The organism is Pseudomonas sp. GW823-FHT02F05, assembly GCF_058797315.1.
The window spans coordinates 100,299-117,037 of record NZ_JBXAJM010000014.1; the positions used below are offsets into that span (position 1 = coordinate 100,299).

Consider the following 16,739-nt stretch of genomic DNA (forward strand, 5'->3'; position numbering starts at 1 on the left):
GGCAAGGCGGCTATCTGCCTTATAACTTATCGGTCTAAAACTCCACGCATAGCACTGGGTCAGTTTCTGGGTACGCGCCCTTTTGGGCGTATTGAGTATTGACCCCTCCCCAACGGAAAAACCGGTAAGGAATTTATGTGTGGACTAGCTGGCGAGTTACGCTTTGATCATCAACCTGCCGACCTGGCAGCCGTAGAACGCATCACGCACCACCTCGCCCCCCGAGGCCCCGACGCCTGGGGCTTTCATGCCCAAGGGCCGATTGCCCTGGGCCACCGCCGCCTGAAGATCATGGACCTGTCGGACGGCTCTGCCCAACCGATGGTCGACGCCCATCTGGGGCTGTCCCTGGCGTTCAATGGCGCTATCTATAATTTCCCGGAGCTGCGCCAAGAGCTGGAAGCCCTGGGTTACGCCTTCTATTCCGGTGGCGACACCGAAGTGTTGCTCAAGGGTTATCACGCCTGGGGCGAAGCGCTGCTGCCCAAGCTCAACGGCATGTTCGCTTTCGCCATCTGGGAGCGTGATGCCCAGCGTCTGTTCATCGCTCGTGACCGTCTCGGTGTGAAGCCCTTGTACCTGTCGCGCACCGGCCAGCGCCTGCGTTTCGCCTCGGCGTTGCCAGCGTTGCTCAAGGGTGGGGATATCAACCCGATCCTCGATCCGGTCGCCCTCAACCACTACCTGAATTTCCACGCCGTGGTCCCTGCGCCGCGCACGCTGTTGGCCGGCATCGAAAAGCTGCCGCCCGCCAGCTGGATGCGCATCGACGCCAGCGGCAAGACCGAACAGAAAACCTGGTGGACCCTGCCCTACGGGCCCCATGAGGACGAAAAACACCTGACCCTGGAAGACTGGACCGACCGCGTGCTCGACAGCACCCGCGAAGCCGTGGCCATTCGCCAACGTGCGGCGGTGGATGTGGGGGTGCTGCTGTCCGGCGGCGTCGACTCGAGCATGCTCGTCGGCCTGCTGCGTGAAGTGGGCGTGGAGGATTTGTCGACCTTTTCCATCGGCTTTGAAGACGCCGGCGGCGAACGTGGCGACGAGTTCCAGTACTCAGACCTGATCGCCAAACACTACGGCACCCATCACCACCAACTGCGCATCGCCGAAAGCGAGATCATCGAGCAACTGCCGGCCGCCTTCCGCGCCATGAGCGAGCCGATGGTCAGCCATGACTGCATCGCCTTCTACCTGCTGTCGCGGGAAGTGGCCAAGCATTGCAAAGTGGTGCAGAGCGGCCAGGGCGCCGATGAACTGTTCGCCGGTTACCACTGGTACCCGCAAGTGGACGGTGCCAGCGACCCGTACGCGGCCTACCGCGAGGCGTTTTTCGACCGCAGCTACGACGACTACGCGGCGACCGTCGCGCCCCAATGGCTGACCGCCAACGACGCTGCTGGCGATTTCGTGCGCGAGCACTTTGCAATGCCGGGCGCCGACGCAGCGGTGGACAAGGCCCTGCGCCTGGACAGCACGGTGATGCTGGTGGACGACCCGGTCAAACGCGTCGACAACATGACCATGGCCTGGGGCCTGGAAGCGCGCACGCCGTTTCTCGACTACCGCCTGGTAGAACTGTCGGCTCGTGTGCCGGCCCAGTTCAAGCTACCCGACGGCGGCAAACAGGTGCTCAAGGAAGCGGCGCGCCGGGTCATCCCCAGCGAAGTCATCGACCGCAAGAAAGGCTACTTCCCCGTGCCCGGCCTCAAGCACCTGCAGGGCGACACCTTGAACTGGGTGCGCGAGTTGCTGCTGGACCCGAGCCAGGACCGCGGGCTGTTCAACCCGGCCATGCTCGACCGCTTGCTCACCGACCCGCAAGGCCAACTGACCCCACTGCGCGGCTCCAAGCTGTGGCAGTTGGCGGCGCTGAACCTGTGGCTGAGCGAACAAGGAATCTGATCCATGAAACCGAATGCCGCGGCTTACAGCCAACGCTTACTCAAGGGCCAGGCGCCGACCTACGAGCGCCTGCAAGCGCGCCTGGCCGAAGACGGCAGCGCACTGGCCGCCGACCCGATTGCCGTGCATTGCGGCTGGGGCCGTTTGTTGATCGGCCACACCTTTCCCGACCCGGCAAGCCTGGCCCAGGAACTGCTCAACGAGCAGCCTGGCGAGCGCGATATCGCGCTGTACGTGGCCGCGCCCCAGCAAATCCTGGGCATTGACCCGCAGCAACTGTTCCTCGACCCGTCCGACACCCTGCGCCTGTGGTTCACCGACTACCGCCCGGCCACCCGGGTATTTCGCGGCTTTCGTATTCGCCGGGTGCAGAGCGAGGCCGACTGGCAAGCGGTCAACCACCTGTACCAGGGCCGCGGGATGCTGCCTGTCGACCCGGAACGCCTCACCCCACGCCATCAAGGCGGCCCGGTGTACTGGCTGGCCGAAGATGAAGACAGCGGCGCGGTGATTGGCAGCGTGATGGGCCTCAACCATCACAAGGCCTTCCACGACCCGGAGAATGGTTGCAGCCTCTGGTGCCTGGCCGTCGACCCGCAATGCACGCGCCCTGGCGTCGGTGAAGTGTTGGTGCGCCACTTGGTGGAGCACTTCATGAGCCGAGGCTTGAGCTACCTGGACTTGTCGGTGCTGCACGATAACCGCCAGGCCAAGAGCCTTTACGCCAAGCTCGGCTTTCGGGCGTTGACCACCTTTGCAATCAAGCGCAAGAACGGTATCAATCAACCACTGTTTCTGGGCCCGGGGCCCCAGGCGGAGTTCAACCCTTACGCGCGCATCATTGTCGAAGAAGCCCACCGACGCGGTATTGATGTGCAAGTGGACGATGCCGATGCGGGCCTGTTCACCCTTAGCCACGGCGGGCGTCGCGTGCGTTGCCGTGAGTCCCTGAGCGACCTGACCAGCGCCATCAGCATGACCCTGTGCCAGGACAAGAGCCTCACCCACAAGGTGCTCAAGGCGGCGGGCCTGCAAGTGCCGGTGCAACAGTTGGCGGGCAGCGCCGACGACAACCTGGAGTTTCTCGACGAACACCAGCGCATCGTGGTCAAGCCGCTGGATGGCGAGCAAGGCCATGGCGTCGCCGTGGATCTGCGCAGCATCGAAGAGGTGCAGCAGGCGATCGAAGCGGCGCGCCAGTTCGACAGCCGCGTGTTGCTGGAAAGCTTCCACGAAGGCCTGGACCTGCGGATTCTGGTGATCGGTTTTGAAGTGGTCGCGGCTGCGATTCGTCGCCCTGCCGAAGTGATCGGCGACGGCCAACATTCGATTCGCGCGTTGATCCAGGCGCAAAGCCGTCGTCGCCAGGCGGCCACCGACGGCGAGAGCAAAATCCCGCTGGATGCAGAAACCGAGCGCACCCTCAAAGCCGCAGGTTACGACTACAACAGCATCCTGCCCCGTGGCGTGCAACTGGCCGTGCGACGCACCGCCAACCTGCACACCGGGGGTTGCCTGGAAGATGTCACGGCGATCCTGCACCCCACGCTGGTGGACGCGGCCGTGCGTGCGGCCCGTGCCCTGGATATCCCTATGGTCGGCCTGGACCTGATGGTACCTGCGGCCGACCAGCCAGAGTATGTGTTTATCGAAGCCAACGAACGGGCCGGCCTGGCCAACCATGAACCGCAACCCACGGCTGAGAAGTTTGTGGATTTGTTGTTTCCACACAGTCAGCCGGCTACCTGACTACCGATCGTTACCACGCTCCGCGTGGGAATGCAGCCTGTGACGCTCTGCGTCATCACAGCGGACGCAGAGCGTCCCTGAGGCATTCCCACGCAGAACGTGGGAACGATCGCACGATCGCAGAGCGTCGATCGCCCTCAACTCATCAGGAGTTTCCATGACCCGAACCATTCCCGAACCCGATCTCGCGTACCTGCAAAAAGTGCTGCTGGAAATGCTCGCCATTCCCAGCCCCACCGGTTTTACCGACACCATCGTGCGTTACGTCGCCGAACGCCTGGAAGAGCTCGGCATTCCGTTTGAAATGACCCGGCGCGGCACCATTCGCGCCACCCTCAAGGGCCAGAAAAACAGCCCTGACCGCGCCGTCTCCGCCCACCTGGACACCATCGGCGCCGCCGTGCGTGCGATCAAGGACAACGGGCGCCTGACCCTGGCGCCGGTGGGCTGCTGGTCGAGCCGCTTTGCCGAAGGCAGCCGGGTCAGCCTGTTCACCGACAACGGCGTGATTCGCGGCAGCGTATTGCCGTTGATGGCCTCCGGGCACGCGTTCAACACTGCCGTGGATGAAATGCCGGTGAGCTGGGACCATGTGGAACTGCGCCTGGACGCCTACTGCGCCACGCGTGCCGACTGCGACTCCCTGGGCATCAGCGTCGGTGACTACGTGGCGTTCGACCCACTGCCCGAGTTCACCGAGAGCGGGCATATCAGCGCTCGCCACCTGGACGACAAGGCCGGCGTCGCCGCCCTGCTCGCCGCGCTCAAGGCCATTGTCGACAGTGGCGAACCCTTGCTGATCGACTGCCACCCGCTGTTTACCATCACCGAGGAAACCGGCAGTGGCGCAGCGGCCGCCCTGCCTTGGGATGTGAGTGAGTTTGTCGGCATCGATATCGCCCCGGTCGCCCCCGGCCAGCACTCCAGCGAACACGCGGTGAGCGTGGCCATGCAGGACTCCGGCGGGCCCTATGATTATCATCTGTCCCGCCACTTGCTGCGCCTGGCGTCGGAGAACGACCTGCCGGTACGCCGCGATCTGTTCCGCTATTACTTCAGCGATGCGCACTCGGCGGTCACCGCCGGCCATGATATACGCACCGCCCTGCTGGCCTTCGGTTGTGACGCCACCCACGGTTACGAGCGTACCCATATAGACAGCCTGGCTGCCCTGAGCCGCTTGCTGGGCGCTTACATCCTCAGCCCGCCGGTGTTTGCCAGCGATGCGCAACCGGCCCAGGGCTCACTGGATCGGTTCAGTCATCAGATCGAGCATGAAACGCAAATGGAGAGCGACACCCGCGTGCCATCGGTAGACAGCCTGGTCGGCCAGAAGTCCTGACGCGGTGAGTTGATACTGGCAACAAAGGTCCCGGCACAGTAGCATCGCCGGGACCTGACACCTGAGGCTTGTATGCTGATTCCCTACGATGCACTTGAAGTCGACACCCTGACCCGCCTCATCGAAGACTTCGTCACCCGCGACGGCACCGACAATGGCGACGACACGCCCCTGGAAACCCGCGTGCTGCGCGTGCGCCAGGCGCTGACCAAGGGCCAGGCGCTGATCGTCTTCGACCCCGAAAGCGAGCAATGCCAGTTGATGCTCAAGCACGATGTGCCCAAGCATCTGTTCGACTGAAAAGCTGCGCCTAAAGGTTGGGTACCGGCACGGGATGGGTAGCCTGGCCCTCGCCTTTGAGAATCTTGCGGTACACCTCGGAGCGGTACACGTTGACGCCCATCGGCGCCTCGATGCCAAACTTCACATGAGTGCCGTTCACGTCAAGGATATGCACGGTGATGTCATCGCCAATGGCGATGGCTTCGCCTATGGCACGGCTTAAGACCAGCATGGCGGTAGTCCTTTTCCAGTAACAGGACCTCGACCATGCCCCCTTGGCGCTGGACCGACAATGGCTTGCGGGCAAATCAGGCATCTCCTACACAGGTAGGTAACTTGCCTGACAGACCCCAGCCAAATCAGGCCTTAACAGCCTGCGCCTTGGCGCGCATCTTGTCGGCCATCAGGGTCATTTCGTCATACAGCAACTGCGGATTTTTCTGTTTCAACGCCCAAGCCATGCGGCCTTGCTCGTGGGGCAGGATCATGAATTCGCCTTCGGCCACGCGCTGGTAAATGTAGTCGGCAATATCCGCCGCCGAGATGGGCGAACTCTCAAGCAACTTGCCCACTTGAGCCTTCATGGCTGGGGTTGGCCCACGGAACGAGTCGAGCAGGTTGGTCTGGAAAAACGACGGGCACACCACATGCACGCCCACTTCCTGTTGCTTGAGCTCCACCAACAGGCTCTCGGACAACGCCACCACGCCCGCCTTGGCCACGTTGTAGTTACTCATGGCGGGGCCCTGCATCAGCGCTGCCATTGACGCGATGTTGATGATGCGGCCCTTGCTCTTTTCCAGCAGCGGCAGGAACGCCTTGCAGCCTTTGACGACGCCCATCAGGTTGATTGCGATCTGCCAGTCCCAATCCTCCAGGGACAGTTCAGCGAAGAACCCGCCCGAGGCCACGCCGGCGTTATTGACGATCACATCGATGCCCCCGAGCTTCACCTCACAGGCCTGGGCGAAGGCCGTGAGCTGGCTGTAGTCACGCACGTCACAGCGCTGGATAAAGCCATCCCCCCCTGCTTCGCGAACCTGCTTGAGGGTTTCCTGCAAACCGGGCTCGCTGACATCAGACAACGCCAACTGCCAGCCTTCACGGGCCCAGCGCAGAGCGATTTCGCGACCCAGGCCAGACCCGGCGCCAGTGATCATCATGCGGTTTTGCATAGGAGGTAGCCTTGTGGTTCACGAAAGAAGTGACCGGCAGTGTAGCGAAGGTTTTTGCTCTACCCACGCACCATCAGGGTGATGAATGCCCCGGGCAAACCGCGGGCCCGGTCGCAAGCGTGCCTATCGACTAAGTTCAATTTTTTTCAACTGATTAGTTCAAGTTGCGCACGCGTTAAAAGAAATAAGCGTCACATCAAAATGTTTTATAAAAACAATGAATTTTCTACGAAGTAGCAGAGTCGGAATGGGTAAGGCGTCCCACTGTACATGGACGAACCAACGGTTAAACAGCCGGTTTTTGCAAAGAACCTATAAGGAATAAAACCATGAGCCTCATTCTGATTATTATCCTGATCCTGCTGCTGGTCGGTGGCCTGCCCGTGTTCCCGCACTCGCGTAACTGGGGTTATGGACCGTCGGGTATCCTGGGTGTGGTGCTGGTTGTTCTGCTGGTGCTGTTGTTGCTCGGCAAGATATAAACGCCGCGCTACGCTTTTTGTAGGAGCGAGCAAGCTCTCTCCTACAAGTAAGAAAGCAAAAAAAAGAGGCCCTCTAGAGGGCCTCTTTTTTATTGCCGGTCAGTTAGTCCGGTTTGCCATCTACCACACCTGCGGTGTTATCCAGCAGGCTCTTGGTCGCGGTCTGCAGGAACGACTCGAGCTTCTGCTTGAGCACAGCTTCGTCCGGCGACTCAGGAATCACCTTGCCAGTCGGCTCGGCGCCCAGTGTGTATTCCCACAACTTGGGTGGCATTTCCTTGGGCAATACCAGTACGCGGTCGCCGGTGAGCAAGGCCACGGTCTGGTCGCTGCCCGATGGCTTGATCACGCCGAAACCCTTGTCACCTTCCGGCAGGTTCAGCAGGTCGCGGCCCCAGCACTGGTGCAAGGTATCGCCGCCCAGGCGGCCCATGATGGTCGGCACGATGTCGATCTGGGTGCCCACGGTGTGGTCACGCTCACCGAACTTCTCGCGCATGCCCGGTGCAATCATCAGCATCGGCACGTTGAAGCGACCCAGGTCCATCTCGGTGATCTGCTGCTCATTGCCAAAGCCGTGGTCACCGACGATCACGAACAGGGTTTCCTTGAAGTACGGCTCCTTGCGGGCCTTTTCAAAGAACTGTCCCAAGGCCCAGTCGGAGTAGCGCATGGCCGTCAAATGCTCGTTGAGGCTGCCACGGTCGGTGACTTTCTCTACCGGCAACGGGGTCGGCAATGCGTACGGCGTGTGGTTGGACAGGGTTTGCAGCAGTGCGTAGAACGGCTTGCCGCCTTCGCGGGCCTTCAGTTCTTCCAGGCCACGGTTGAACATGTCCTGGTCGGACACGCCCCATGTAGGGTCGGAGAACACCGGGTCGACGAAGTCATTGCGGCCGATGAAGTTGGTCATGCCCTGGTTGCTGAAGAAGCCCGACTGGTTGTCCCAGGCAAAATCGCCGTTGTAGACATACACATCGTCGAAATCACGCGCACTGAGCAACTGCGGCAGGCCCGACAGCTTGTGGCTGCCTTCCGGAGTCTGCATCAGGTATTCGAAACCCGGCAGGTTCGGGAAGCAGGCCATGGTGGCGAACATACCCTGGTGGGTGTGGGTGCCGTTGGAGAAGAAGCGGTCGAACAGCAAGCCCTCGTGGGTCAGCTTGTCGAAGTACGGGGTGATATTGCCCGGACGTCCCAAAGCGCCCACCGAGTGACCGGCGAAGCTTTCCATCAGGATCACCACGACGTTCTTGATCGGCAGGGTTTTCTCGGCTGGTGGCGTGAAGTCACGGCGCACGGCAGCGGTGTCGGTGTCTACCAGCTTCTCTTGCGGCAGCACCAGCATGTCACGCACGGTCTGGGTGGCCAGCGGTTGTTCCAGGGTCGCCTTCCAGATGTTGGCGCGGTCTTCACCAAAGCGCGCCTTGGCCGCCGCGATCAGCGACAGGGTGCCATTGAGGCCCAACTGGTTGGCGAAGTTCGAATCGGTGGTGTAGACGTCACCCCAACGCAGCGGTGGCCCCTGGCGCAGGGTGCCACGGATGGCGACCACGGCGACCAGCAGGCAAACCATGAACACTGCGATGCGGCTGTACCATGGCGCCACCTGGCGCGTGCTGATAGTGCCGCCGCTGAACGGGCCCCGTGGGCGCGTTGCGCGGTCAGCGCCCTTGAAGGCCATGCTCAGGATCAGCGTGCCCACGGCCCAGGCCAGCAGGTAACGCACCACCGGGAAACCGTACCAGAGCATGCTCATCACGGTTTTCGGGTCTTCCTTCACATACTGGAAGACCAGGCCGTTGAGGCGCTGGTGGAATTCGCGGTAGAAGTCCATCTCCATCAAGCCCAGGAACAAGGCGATGCTGGACGCGACGGTCAGCCACAAACGGAAGAACCCGCGCGCCGCCATGGCCCGCACGCTGAACAGCGCCAACAGCAGCGGAATCAGCAGGTACATCACCAGGCGAATGTCCAGGCGCAGGCCGTTGGCGAACGCTTCAAGGAACGTCGAGGCCGGCGTATCGAGGATCATCTCGCGGTTGTAGACCAGCAACGCCAGGCGCAGCAGGGAAAACATCACCATCATGACCAATGCGCAGAGCAGCGTGTACGCCAGATGGGATTTGACGGTCGGTTGCAGCAGGCGATTTGAAGCTCGCTGCTGATTCAGGGCGTCCGGGTTTGCCATGTCGTTTTAGGACCCATTGGAAGTTTAAGTTGCGAAATAATGCAGTGGCGTCCGTCCCTCGCCCAGGCTGGCTGGGGTAGGCGGTTAACGCGGTGGCACAAATGGTGCCCGATCGAGGCCGGCAAGGCTATTAATTACTGAACGTAAGGCACGGCCCTGCCTTTAAGGGCACTGGAGATAGAGCCCTGGCAGCCGGATAAAGCCGGCGAATTGTCTTGGATGGGATGTGAAAATTTCGTGCGGCGAATACTTTCGACACACAAATCTGCTGTTGTAGGAGCGAGCTTGCTCGCGAAAAACTCAAAGTCACCGCGTTCATCCAGGAAGCACGCGTTATCGTTGACGTTTTTCGCGAGCAAGCTCGCTCCTACACTGGCATTAGGGCTCAGATCCGCACGTTACCGCGCGGCCCGGCGATAGCCCAGATGATCAGGCCCAGCACTGGCAACAGCAGGATCAACAGGATCCACAGCACTTTGGCGCCGGTGCTGGCGCCGCTTTTGAACACGTTGATGATCGCCCAGATATCCAGCGCGAGGATGATCAGGCCAATCAGACTATTAAACGTGGAACCCATGGTGTCGCTCCTAAGTGAGGGCATGCACTTGTAGGATAGTCAGCCTTGGCGCGGGTTCCGTTTTATTTCAGACGTGTACGGCAATCTTTAAGGCTTCCAATGACGGTTCGGCCTTGATGCCGACTTCGGCACACAGTTCCAGTACCCGCGCCAGGTCGTTGCCGAACACCAGCACTGCCTGGATCTCGTCGTCCAGCAACTGGCTGAAGTTCATCAGCACATAACCGCCATCTTCGGGGCTCAGGGCGCTCATCTGGATCTGGATGCGGTTGAGCGCGGTCAGGTCTTCGGTCTTGGCCAGTTGCTTGGGCTTGAGGTTGAACGCCACGCCCGGACCGAACGACGCAACGATCTGGGCAAACAGGTCGCCATAGGTATCGGCCTGGAACAACACCGTGTCCGGCAGGCTACCGACCACAACCCACTCCCCCAGCGGGATCGGGAAACTGTCGTCGTAGTTGATATCCGGATTGGCCGCCAGGAACGCCGTCGGGTCCGCGTAGGCCTGGGCCGCTTCTTCGGCGATACGCGCTACTTCATCGTCCCCCATGACGCCGGCGCTGATTTTGCTGATGAGTTCGACGAGGGCGGTTTTCATGGGGCGATCCTGTAACGGGCAAGTTTTGAAGGGCGCGTAGCCTACACCAGTTTCTGCAACTGCGCCGCCGTATCCACCGCGCCCATGGTCTGCGCCGCGGCCAGTGCCGTCGCGCCTTGTGCATCGGTGGCCTTGGGGTTTGCGCCTTTACCGAGCAGGTAATCAACCATGTCAACGCGGTTGAACATCGCCGCCATCATCAAGGCCGTACGCCCGTCCGAGGAGGCCGCGTCAATCGGCGTGCCGCCCTCGATCAACGCCTGGACCACCGGCAGATTGCCTTTGAACGCCGCGCCGGCAATCGGCAACTGGTTCTTGTCGTTGGCGATCAGGGGGTCGGCCTTGAACTCCAGCAGCACTTTGACCGCCTCGGCATGGCCGTGGTACGCCGCGAGCATCAACAGGGTGTCGCCATTGTGATTACGAAAGTTGGCCGGCAGGCCTTTCGCCAACAGTGCGGCAAGCATGGCGGCGTCGCCGCGCCGAGCGACGTCGAAGACTTGCTCGGCAAACTCGGCGGCTTCGTCTTCGGTCATTTGTTTAGGCTGATCTGACATGGGGGCTCCTTGCTGAGGCGACTGACATAACTGTTTAAGGCGCCCAGTGTCGCGATGGAGTTCCCCGGTGTCATGGCTTTTTTGTCAAAAGCCGCCATAGCCAGAATCAATAACGGAATTGCCCGCCCTGGATCTGCGCCAGCAATTGCCCGGTCACCGGCACATAGGTGTCCGAACCCGGCAACCAGGCGTAGACCGGGTCATTGCCAGCCTTGTCCGGGTCGAACCCTTGCTCCTTGAGCTTCACTTTCTGGTACTTGAACGTGCCGGTGGTTTCCATCTTCACCTTGATCCGCAAAAACAACGGCACCGCATAAGGGGGCAACTGGCCGTGGGCGAATTGCAGCAGTTCGCGCATGTCCAGGCTGGCCAGGGATTCGCTGGGGGTGATGGCGACCATGCCGGCGCGGCCGTTGGTGTTGTCGATCTGGACGCCATAGGCCACCACTTCAGCGATCTGCGGGTGTTTCAGCAGGACGTTTTCCACCTCGGTGGTCGAGACGTTTTCGCCCTTCCAGCGATAGGTATCCCCCAGGCGATCGACAAATTGCGCATGCCCGAAACCGATGCTGCGCACCAGGTCGCCGGTGTTGAAATAGCGGTCGCCTTTTTCGAATACGTCGGTCAGTACCACTTTGCGGTTCTTTTCCGGGTCGGTGTAACCGTCGAAGGGCGACTTATCATCAATGCGCGCCAATAACAGGCCCTGCCCGCCGGTGGGCACCTTGACCATGAACCCGTTGCTGCCGCGCAGCGGTTCACCAGTGTCATGGGCGTAGTCCACCAGCGCCCAATGCTGCAGGCAAAAGCCGATGGTGTTGTCAAAGTTCAGCACGTTGGTAAAGCCGATATTGCCGTCGCTGGCGGCATACAGTTCGCAGATATGCTCCACACCATAGCGCTGCTTGAACTGCGCCCACACACCGGGGCGCAGGCCGTTGCCGACCATCTTGGTCACCTGGTTATCACGGTCCTGCGCACTCGCGGGCTGGTCGAGCAGATAGCGGCACAGCTCACCGACATAGCCCAGGGTGGTCGCCTTGAACTTGCGTGCATCGTCCCAGAACTGGCTGGCGCTGAATTTGCGCCGAATGGCAAAGCCGGACGCACCGATAATCGCCGCCCCCCAGCACACGCACAGGCCGGTGGCGTGGTACAGCGGCAAGGTGCAATAGAGGACGTCCTGTGGCCCCATGTCCAGGGCGATACTGCCGAAGCTCACGGCGGTTTTGGTCCAGCGCCCGTGCTTCATGATGCCGGCCTTGGGCAAGCCGGTGGTGCCGGAGGTGTAGATATAGAAGCAGGGATCGTGGAAGAACACCTGCGCGGAACTCGCCGGGTTGTCCACCGGGCTTTCGGCACTGGCGGCCATCAGGTCGATGTAGCCGTCGGGCACCCTACTGCCCGGCTGATCGGCCACGAACCAAGTGCGCTCGGCCGGGATCTGGACTTGATCGCGCACTGCTGCGTAAGGGCTCAGCAATTCGGCACCGACCACAATGGCAACCGGCTTGACCAGGGTCAGGCTGTGTACCAGCGCCCCTTGAGTTTGCGCCGTGTTGAGCATGGCGCAGATGCCGCCCAGCTTGGCCACGGCCAGCACGTTGAGCAGCAACTCGGGGCGATTCTCGATAAACAGCGCTACCACATCGCCCTTGCGGATGCCCTGGGCCTGCAAGTGATGGGCAATGCGATTGGCGCACTGATTGGCGTCGCGGTAGCTGATCACGCTGTCCCCATACAGCAGGGCAGCACCGTCAGGGTTACGCAAGGTGGCTTGTTCGAAATGCCAGCCCAGGCCGCAGGGTTGGTTGGGGTCGGTGACGTTGGCCGCACGCATGCCGCGCACCACCCGTGGGAGCGCCCGAACAATGGCAGGCACCTTACGCAGCATCATGCGCCAGGTGATCATGTCGACTTGCTGATGAGTCATGGAGGGACGTCCCTTTTCTTATTCTTGGTCTGGTCCAGGTACATCGACTGGTGTAGCGGAAAATACGTCAGCGGTTCTTTGGCTGTACACGCGGGATTTGAAAAGTTTTGTATCCCGTGGCGGCCGCCCGATGCCTATCCCCCTGACACTCCACCATTTAAATGTGGGAGCCGCCTTGCCTGCGATGACGGCCTGCCAGCCGACCGGGATTTTTCCTGGCAAAAGGCGGTCAGTATCATTACAGCCCTTCCCCTCCTGCCCGGAAAATCACCGGGCAGATAGCGCAAAATGCAGGATGCACGATGGCCCTTCATGCAAATTGCACGAAAATGAAAATCCTATAAATTTATAACTGACTGATTTATAAGGATTTTCTAGAAAATCCAATACTGGCACAATCACTGCACCTATCACTCCATGCTTGCCAACTTGAGCCAATGGAGCTGATAGACATGAGCCTGATCCAAGATAAATTCGCTTCGGTATTCTCCAACTACGACGTCACCACCCAGCCACGTCCGGACGGCGGTATCCTGTTGACCCTGCGCAACAGCGAAGGTAAACAGGTCAAGCGCTCGATCTCTTATCAGCAGTTGCACACCGCCGATCAACTGACCTGGGTCATCAGCGCCATTCGCCGTGACTTGGCTGAACAAGCCAGCGAACTGCCGCAGATTTCGATGTTGCAAAGCCAGAACCGCTTTGCGCTGCCGACTTATCATTCGGCCTAAGCGACAGTATCCAGTCCTGAATAGGTTTACACCTGGTTCTTCCCGACGCCCGATGCATTGTATCGGGCGTTTTTATTCGGTCCCGCAGCCCTCTTAGTGGTCCCAAGTCTAGCCAAATGCCTCTTTGACCAAGCTGTCGAACATGCTGTAGGTCGACAGCGCTTCACGACGGTGATCTTCATCGCTGGCGTCCAGGGGTGTGACCCGCAAGGTCTGGATCTCGATGACATTGCTGGCTGCGTCATGCTGGTAGTGCAGGAGCACCGAGATACCATAGTTGTCGCCACACAGGCTGTAGCAGACATTCATATACTGCGGCTTGAGCAGCTCCAGGCCGTGCATCTGGCTATGGATGGCCAAGGCACAGACCCTGGCCTGGCATGTCGCAGCGAAGGCCGACTTGGGCAGTTTCTCGGCGTAGGCCGCGTCGCCGATCACATGCACATCCGGTACTAGCAGGGATTCCAGGGTTTGGGTGTTGACCGGACACCAGCCATGCTCTGCGGCCAGGCCGTTGTGCCGTGAAAAATCATCTGCGTGTTGGGGCGCAATGATATTGATCACATGGCCGCTGACCGGACCACCCTCGGTCAGCAACTGCCCCTTGGCTTCGTCGAAACCTAGCACGGTCCCCCCCTGCAAGGCGCCGACCCACTGGATGGTGGCCTGCTTACTCCCATAGCCATAGAAACGTTTCCAGGCCTGCTCGAATTGCGCCTGCTTGGCAAACCGCGGCTTGGCATCCAGGACGATCACCCGAGAATCGGGCTTGTGGGTCTTGAGATAATCGGCAATCAGGCTGGCCCTTTCATACGGCCCGGGTGGGCAGCGGTAATCGTCCACGGGTACCGAGATCAGCACATTGCCGCCGTTGGGCATGGCCTCCAGTTGCTGCCGGAGCAAGCGCAGTTGCTCGCCGCCGCCCCAGGCATGAGGTACACGACTGGACACCGCCTCGCTGTAACCGGCGATGCTGTCGTACTTGTAGCCAATACCCGTTGCCACTACGCAGCGGTCAAAGCCGAGCACCGAACCGTCCGCGAGCCTGATCTGCTTTCGTTTGGCATCGATCAAGCGCGCCTTCTGATGGACCACCTCGATGCCCTCGGCTCGTAACTGCTCGTAACCAAAGACCAGGGTTTCTTCGTCCCGCTTGCCCACCAGGTATTCAACCCCCAGCAGGCAGCAGTGATACTGCCGGCTGGGCTCGACCAGAGTGATGCCGACGTTGGCGTCCAGGCGCCTGAGAGTACGAGCGAAAGTTGCGCCGGCAAAACCACCGCCGATCACCACTACCGCATAAGAGTGGGCCGTCACGGCCACCGCAGGTCTGGCCAGGGCCTGGATCGAGGAAACGCCGATGCCCGTGGCCAGCCACCTGAGCAGCAGCCTGCGTTGTGGGTTCATCGACATAGAGCCCCCTGCGCGCAACCTTGTAGATACCCCAGAAGCTGCTGCAACTCCTCGCCTTTGAGGGCAGACATCGCACTGGTCATTTCCTCTGGCATCGTTCGTTGGCCTGTGACCATATCCTTCAGCACTCCTTGCATATACTGCGCATTCTGTCCTCTCACATACGGCGTATCTGCCTGCTCCTCATGGCAACTGGAACAGTATTGCGCGTACAGCCGCTCACCCTGTTTGTGTGCCTGGGACGAGGCCCCCCCCAGCGATTCTTTCGGCAGGCTGCTGTAATACTCGGCTAACTGCCTGAGCGTCTGGTCGTCGTACCCTTCCATCGCCCGGTTCATGATGGTGCCTTTGAGAGTGCCGTCGCGATAAGCCGCCAGGGTCTTGTACAGGTAGGCCTCGGGCTGGCCGGCCAGCGAAGGAATCGCCCCCGGCGTGCGCTGTCCCTCGAAACCGTGGCAATTGATACAACCGTTGCTCAACATGAAGAGCTCGCCACGACTGCCTGCTTGCAGACTGGGAACCGCGAAAAACACTAGGCCAATCAACAACGCCCCGATAACCACGCGCATAGCCTGGACTCTCTCTGCGTATCGGCCGCTGCATCGGCGGCCGAGTAATTCCTTCGACTACTCAGTGAGTACGTTGCTCATGTACACCTTGGTGTGACGCAGGTACTCCTTGGGAATGTGGTAACCGCCGTAGGCTTTCACATGGCCGTCGATATAGCCGCTCATGGCCTCGCGCGAAGCGAATATCCGCTTGGCTCGCTCGAAGGTCGCAGGGTCGCGGTAGATCATCAGGTGGATCAGCGGCTCGCCCAGTTCGGTGGGGATCAGGTTGATCACCTTGACCCCTTCCTTCGACTTACCCGCATAAGTCTGCATGTGCGCAGCCTGAGAGGTGACGAAGGTATGCAGGAACGCCTCTTCCTGACCCTTGGGCGGCTCGAAAATGATGGTCATTGCTTTGCTGGAGGAGGTGGCGGCCGAGGCTGGGGCTGTCGGGGCCTGAGTCTGAGCCCATGCATGGCTGCCAAAAAACCAGATAAGGCCGACTAGGCCAAGACGCGCTGTAAGATTGCTCACCGTTATCACCGTTATTGTTACCAATGGTTTTTTATGTCGAGCCAAGCATGTCCGGCGAGCGGACCTGGGATGGCTGACTCGAGGCTTTTGCTATTTGTGCAGCACGACTGAAATCATTTTTCCGTCCAAGTCCGCCGTGGGGTTGGCCGTATCCCTGGGCGCAACCTGCACGGAACTGATTTCCACGCGGCGATAGTGTTCGAACATCACACGCTGGTACTCCTGCGGCAGCAAGGTCCGGATGCAGAAAAGGGCGAGGCGCCCGCCATCATCGAGCAGCGACTGCGCGGCAAACTTAAGGAACCTGAGGTTTTCGTTGTCAACCGCCGCCATTTCATCGGCGAACGGATCGAAGAAAATCGCGGAATAACGCTGGCTGCTGGTGTCAAGCTGCTGCCAGTAGCCGGGGTGCAACTGAATGTTCTTACGTACGCCCTTCCAGCGCTCGGCCTGGAGCAGCACCTGTGGGTGGGGCTCGACAATGGTATGGGACGCCGGGCCGAACTCCTGCAGGATGCTGGCCGAGATACCCATACCGAAGCCGATTTCCAGTAGCCGGTCATCAGGCGTGAGCTTGAGGTCCTCGACCATCCTGCGGATCAGTGGCCTCTCCCACTCATGCATGACGTACTCGTTGCCGATGCGCAGTGAATCGCCGGTGTAGACCGCCTCTGTCGCCAGATAGTCCTTGCGTTGCGGGTCCATGAACACTCCTT

General features: G+C 60.5%; 17 protein-coding genes. 6 read left to right on the forward strand and 11 right to left on the reverse strand.

Annotated elements, in window-relative coordinates; all coding sequences use genetic code 11:
• Positions 1-135: 135 nt before the first annotated feature.
• The 4 genes from AC1RAC_RS17860 to AC1RAC_RS17875 all read left to right on the forward strand — a co-directional run bounded on the left by AC1RAC_RS17860 (position 136) and on the right by AC1RAC_RS17875 (position 5,299).
• A complete protein-coding gene (locus tag AC1RAC_RS17860; RefSeq protein WP_014719264.1) occupies positions 136-1,908 on the forward strand; it encodes an N-acetylglutaminylglutamine amidotransferase in 1,773 nt (590 codons plus the stop codon).
• A gap of 3 nt (positions 1,909-1,911) precedes the next feature.
• Positions 1,912-3,657: an N-acetylglutaminylglutamine synthetase gene (gene ngg, locus AC1RAC_RS17865; RefSeq protein ID WP_137204244.1), complete on the forward strand. Its 1,746-nt coding sequence runs from the start codon at positions 1,912-1,914 to the stop codon at positions 3,655-3,657.
• A gap of 157 nt (positions 3,658-3,814) precedes the next feature.
• Entirely contained in the window at positions 3,815-4,999 is a 1,185-nt protein-coding gene (locus AC1RAC_RS17870; RefSeq protein ID WP_034126152.1) for an osmoprotectant NAGGN system M42 family peptidase, read from the forward strand.
• A gap of 72 nt (positions 5,000-5,071) precedes the next feature.
• Entirely contained in the window at positions 5,072-5,299 is a 228-nt protein-coding gene (locus AC1RAC_RS17875) for a YheU family protein (protein ID WP_003192759.1), read from the forward strand.
• A gap of 10 nt (positions 5,300-5,309) precedes the next feature.
• Here the strand turns inward: AC1RAC_RS17875 and csrA are convergent, their stop codons facing one another.
• Together csrA and AC1RAC_RS17885 are read right to left on the reverse strand one after the other, a co-directional pair.
• A complete protein-coding gene (gene csrA / locus AC1RAC_RS17880; RefSeq protein WP_054896319.1) occupies positions 5,310-5,513 on the reverse strand; it encodes a carbon storage regulator CsrA in 204 nt (67 codons plus the stop codon).
• A gap of 127 nt (positions 5,514-5,640) precedes the next feature.
• Entirely contained in the window at positions 5,641-6,456 is an 816-nt protein-coding gene (locus AC1RAC_RS17885) for an SDR family oxidoreductase (protein WP_054896320.1), read from the reverse strand.
• A gap of 329 nt (positions 6,457-6,785) precedes the next feature.
• On the opposite strand from AC1RAC_RS17885, the gene AC1RAC_RS17890 reads away from it, so the two are divergent.
• Positions 6,786-6,938 (forward strand): DUF3309 family protein, encoded by a 153-nt coding sequence (locus tag AC1RAC_RS17890; RefSeq protein ID WP_003192767.1) that lies wholly within the window; start codon positions 6,786-6,788, stop codon positions 6,936-6,938.
• A gap of 103 nt (positions 6,939-7,041) precedes the next feature.
• On the opposite strand, the gene AC1RAC_RS17895 is transcribed toward AC1RAC_RS17890, so the two are convergent.
• The 5 genes from AC1RAC_RS17895 to AC1RAC_RS17915 form a co-directional block, all read right to left on the reverse strand.
• On the reverse strand, positions 7,042-9,129 hold the full coding sequence (locus AC1RAC_RS17895; protein WP_034126149.1) for an LTA synthase family protein: 2,088 nt from the start codon (positions 9,127-9,129) through the stop codon (positions 7,042-7,044).
• A gap of 385 nt (positions 9,130-9,514) precedes the next feature.
• A complete protein-coding gene (locus tag AC1RAC_RS17900; protein ID WP_003192770.1) occupies positions 9,515-9,706 on the reverse strand; it encodes a PLDc N-terminal domain-containing protein in 192 nt (63 codons plus the stop codon).
• A gap of 67 nt (positions 9,707-9,773) precedes the next feature.
• Positions 9,774-10,304 (reverse strand): hypothetical protein, encoded by a 531-nt coding sequence (locus tag AC1RAC_RS17905; protein WP_492616858.1) that lies wholly within the window; start codon positions 10,302-10,304, stop codon positions 9,774-9,776.
• 41 nt (positions 10,305-10,345) lie between these two features.
• Entirely contained in the window at positions 10,346-10,861 is a 516-nt protein-coding gene (locus AC1RAC_RS17910) for an ankyrin repeat domain-containing protein (protein ID WP_014719271.1), read from the reverse strand.
• A 106-nt stretch (positions 10,862-10,967) separates the two neighbouring features.
• The gene (locus tag AC1RAC_RS17915) at positions 10,968-12,794 is read right to left on the reverse strand and encodes a long-chain-acyl-CoA synthetase (protein ID WP_198790824.1); all 1,827 of its coding nucleotides are present in this window, start codon (positions 12,792-12,794) and stop codon (positions 10,968-10,970) included.
• Positions 12,795-13,246: 452 nt separating this feature from the next.
• On the opposite strand from AC1RAC_RS17915, the gene AC1RAC_RS17920 reads away from it, so the two are divergent.
• Positions 13,247-13,525: a DUF3509 domain-containing protein gene (locus AC1RAC_RS17920; protein WP_003172952.1), complete on the forward strand. Its 279-nt coding sequence runs from the start codon at positions 13,247-13,249 to the stop codon at positions 13,523-13,525.
• A gap of 108 nt (positions 13,526-13,633) precedes the next feature.
• Here AC1RAC_RS17920 and AC1RAC_RS17925 read toward each other — a convergent pair whose 3' ends face one another.
• The 4 genes from AC1RAC_RS17925 to AC1RAC_RS17940 form a co-directional block, all read right to left on the reverse strand.
• Positions 13,634-14,938 carry an FAD-dependent oxidoreductase gene (locus tag AC1RAC_RS17925; protein WP_089041971.1) on the reverse strand — a complete coding sequence of 435 codons (1,305 nt, stop codon included), beginning with the start codon at positions 14,936-14,938 and terminating at the stop codon, positions 13,634-13,636.
• Positions 14,929-15,507, reverse strand: coding sequence for a c-type cytochrome (locus AC1RAC_RS17930; protein WP_072448011.1), 579 nt, complete (start codon positions 15,505-15,507; stop codon positions 14,929-14,931). The genes AC1RAC_RS17925 and AC1RAC_RS17930 overlap by 10 nt, the downstream gene beginning before the upstream one ends.
• 57 nt (positions 15,508-15,564) lie before the next feature.
• Complete coding sequence (locus AC1RAC_RS17935) at positions 15,565-15,900, reverse strand: hypothetical protein (protein ID WP_054920475.1); 336 nt, start codon at positions 15,898-15,900, stop codon at positions 15,565-15,567.
• Positions 15,901-16,113: 213 nt separating this feature from the next.
• Complete coding sequence (locus tag AC1RAC_RS17940) at positions 16,114-16,728, reverse strand: class I SAM-dependent methyltransferase (RefSeq protein ID WP_054920472.1); 615 nt, start codon at positions 16,726-16,728, stop codon at positions 16,114-16,116.
• Between the last annotated feature and the right edge of the window lie 11 nt (positions 16,729-16,739).

Coding starts and splice junctions, on each gene's coding strand:
- AC1RAC_RS17860 (WP_014719264.1), top strand. CDS start 136: ATGTGTGGACTAGCTGGCGAGTTACGCTTTGATCATCAACCTGCCGAC.
- ngg (WP_137204244.1), top strand. CDS start 1,912: ATGAAACCGAATGCCGCGGCTTACAGCCAACGCTTACTCAAGGGCCAG.
- AC1RAC_RS17870 (WP_034126152.1), top strand. CDS start 3,815: ATGACCCGAACCATTCCCGAACCCGATCTCGCGTACCTGCAAAAAGTG.
- AC1RAC_RS17875 (WP_003192759.1), top strand. CDS start 5,072: ATGCTGATTCCCTACGATGCACTTGAAGTCGACACCCTGACCCGCCTC.
- csrA (WP_054896319.1), bottom strand. CDS start 5,513: ATGCTGGTCTTAAGCCGTGCCATAGGCGAAGCCATCGCCATTGGCGAT.
- AC1RAC_RS17885 (WP_054896320.1), bottom strand. CDS start 6,456: ATGCAAAACCGCATGATGATCACTGGCGCCGGGTCTGGCCTGGGTCGC.
- AC1RAC_RS17890 (WP_003192767.1), top strand. CDS start 6,786: ATGAGCCTCATTCTGATTATTATCCTGATCCTGCTGCTGGTCGGTGGC.
- AC1RAC_RS17895 (WP_034126149.1), bottom strand. CDS start 9,129: ATGGCAAACCCGGACGCCCTGAATCAGCAGCGAGCTTCAAATCGCCTG.
- AC1RAC_RS17900 (WP_003192770.1), bottom strand. CDS start 9,706: ATGGGTTCCACGTTTAATAGTCTGATTGGCCTGATCATCCTCGCGCTG.
- AC1RAC_RS17905 (WP_492616858.1), bottom strand. CDS start 10,304: ATGAAAACCGCCCTCGTCGAACTCATCAGCAAAATCAGCGCCGGCGTC.
- AC1RAC_RS17910 (WP_014719271.1), bottom strand. CDS start 10,861: ATGTCAGATCAGCCTAAACAAATGACCGAAGACGAAGCCGCCGAGTTT.
- AC1RAC_RS17915 (WP_198790824.1), bottom strand. CDS start 12,794: ATGACTCATCAGCAAGTCGACATGATCACCTGGCGCATGATGCTGCGT.
- AC1RAC_RS17920 (WP_003172952.1), top strand. CDS start 13,247: ATGAGCCTGATCCAAGATAAATTCGCTTCGGTATTCTCCAACTACGAC.
- AC1RAC_RS17925 (WP_089041971.1), bottom strand. CDS start 14,938: ATGTCGATGAACCCACAACGCAGGCTGCTGCTCAGGTGGCTGGCCACG.
- AC1RAC_RS17930 (WP_072448011.1), bottom strand. CDS start 15,507: ATGCGCGTGGTTATCGGGGCGTTGTTGATTGGCCTAGTGTTTTTCGCG.
- AC1RAC_RS17935 (WP_054920475.1), bottom strand. CDS start 15,900: ATGACCATCATTTTCGAGCCGCCCAAGGGTCAGGAAGAGGCGTTCCTG.
- AC1RAC_RS17940 (WP_054920472.1), bottom strand. CDS start 16,728: ATGGACCCGCAACGCAAGGACTATCTGGCGACAGAGGCGGTCTACACC.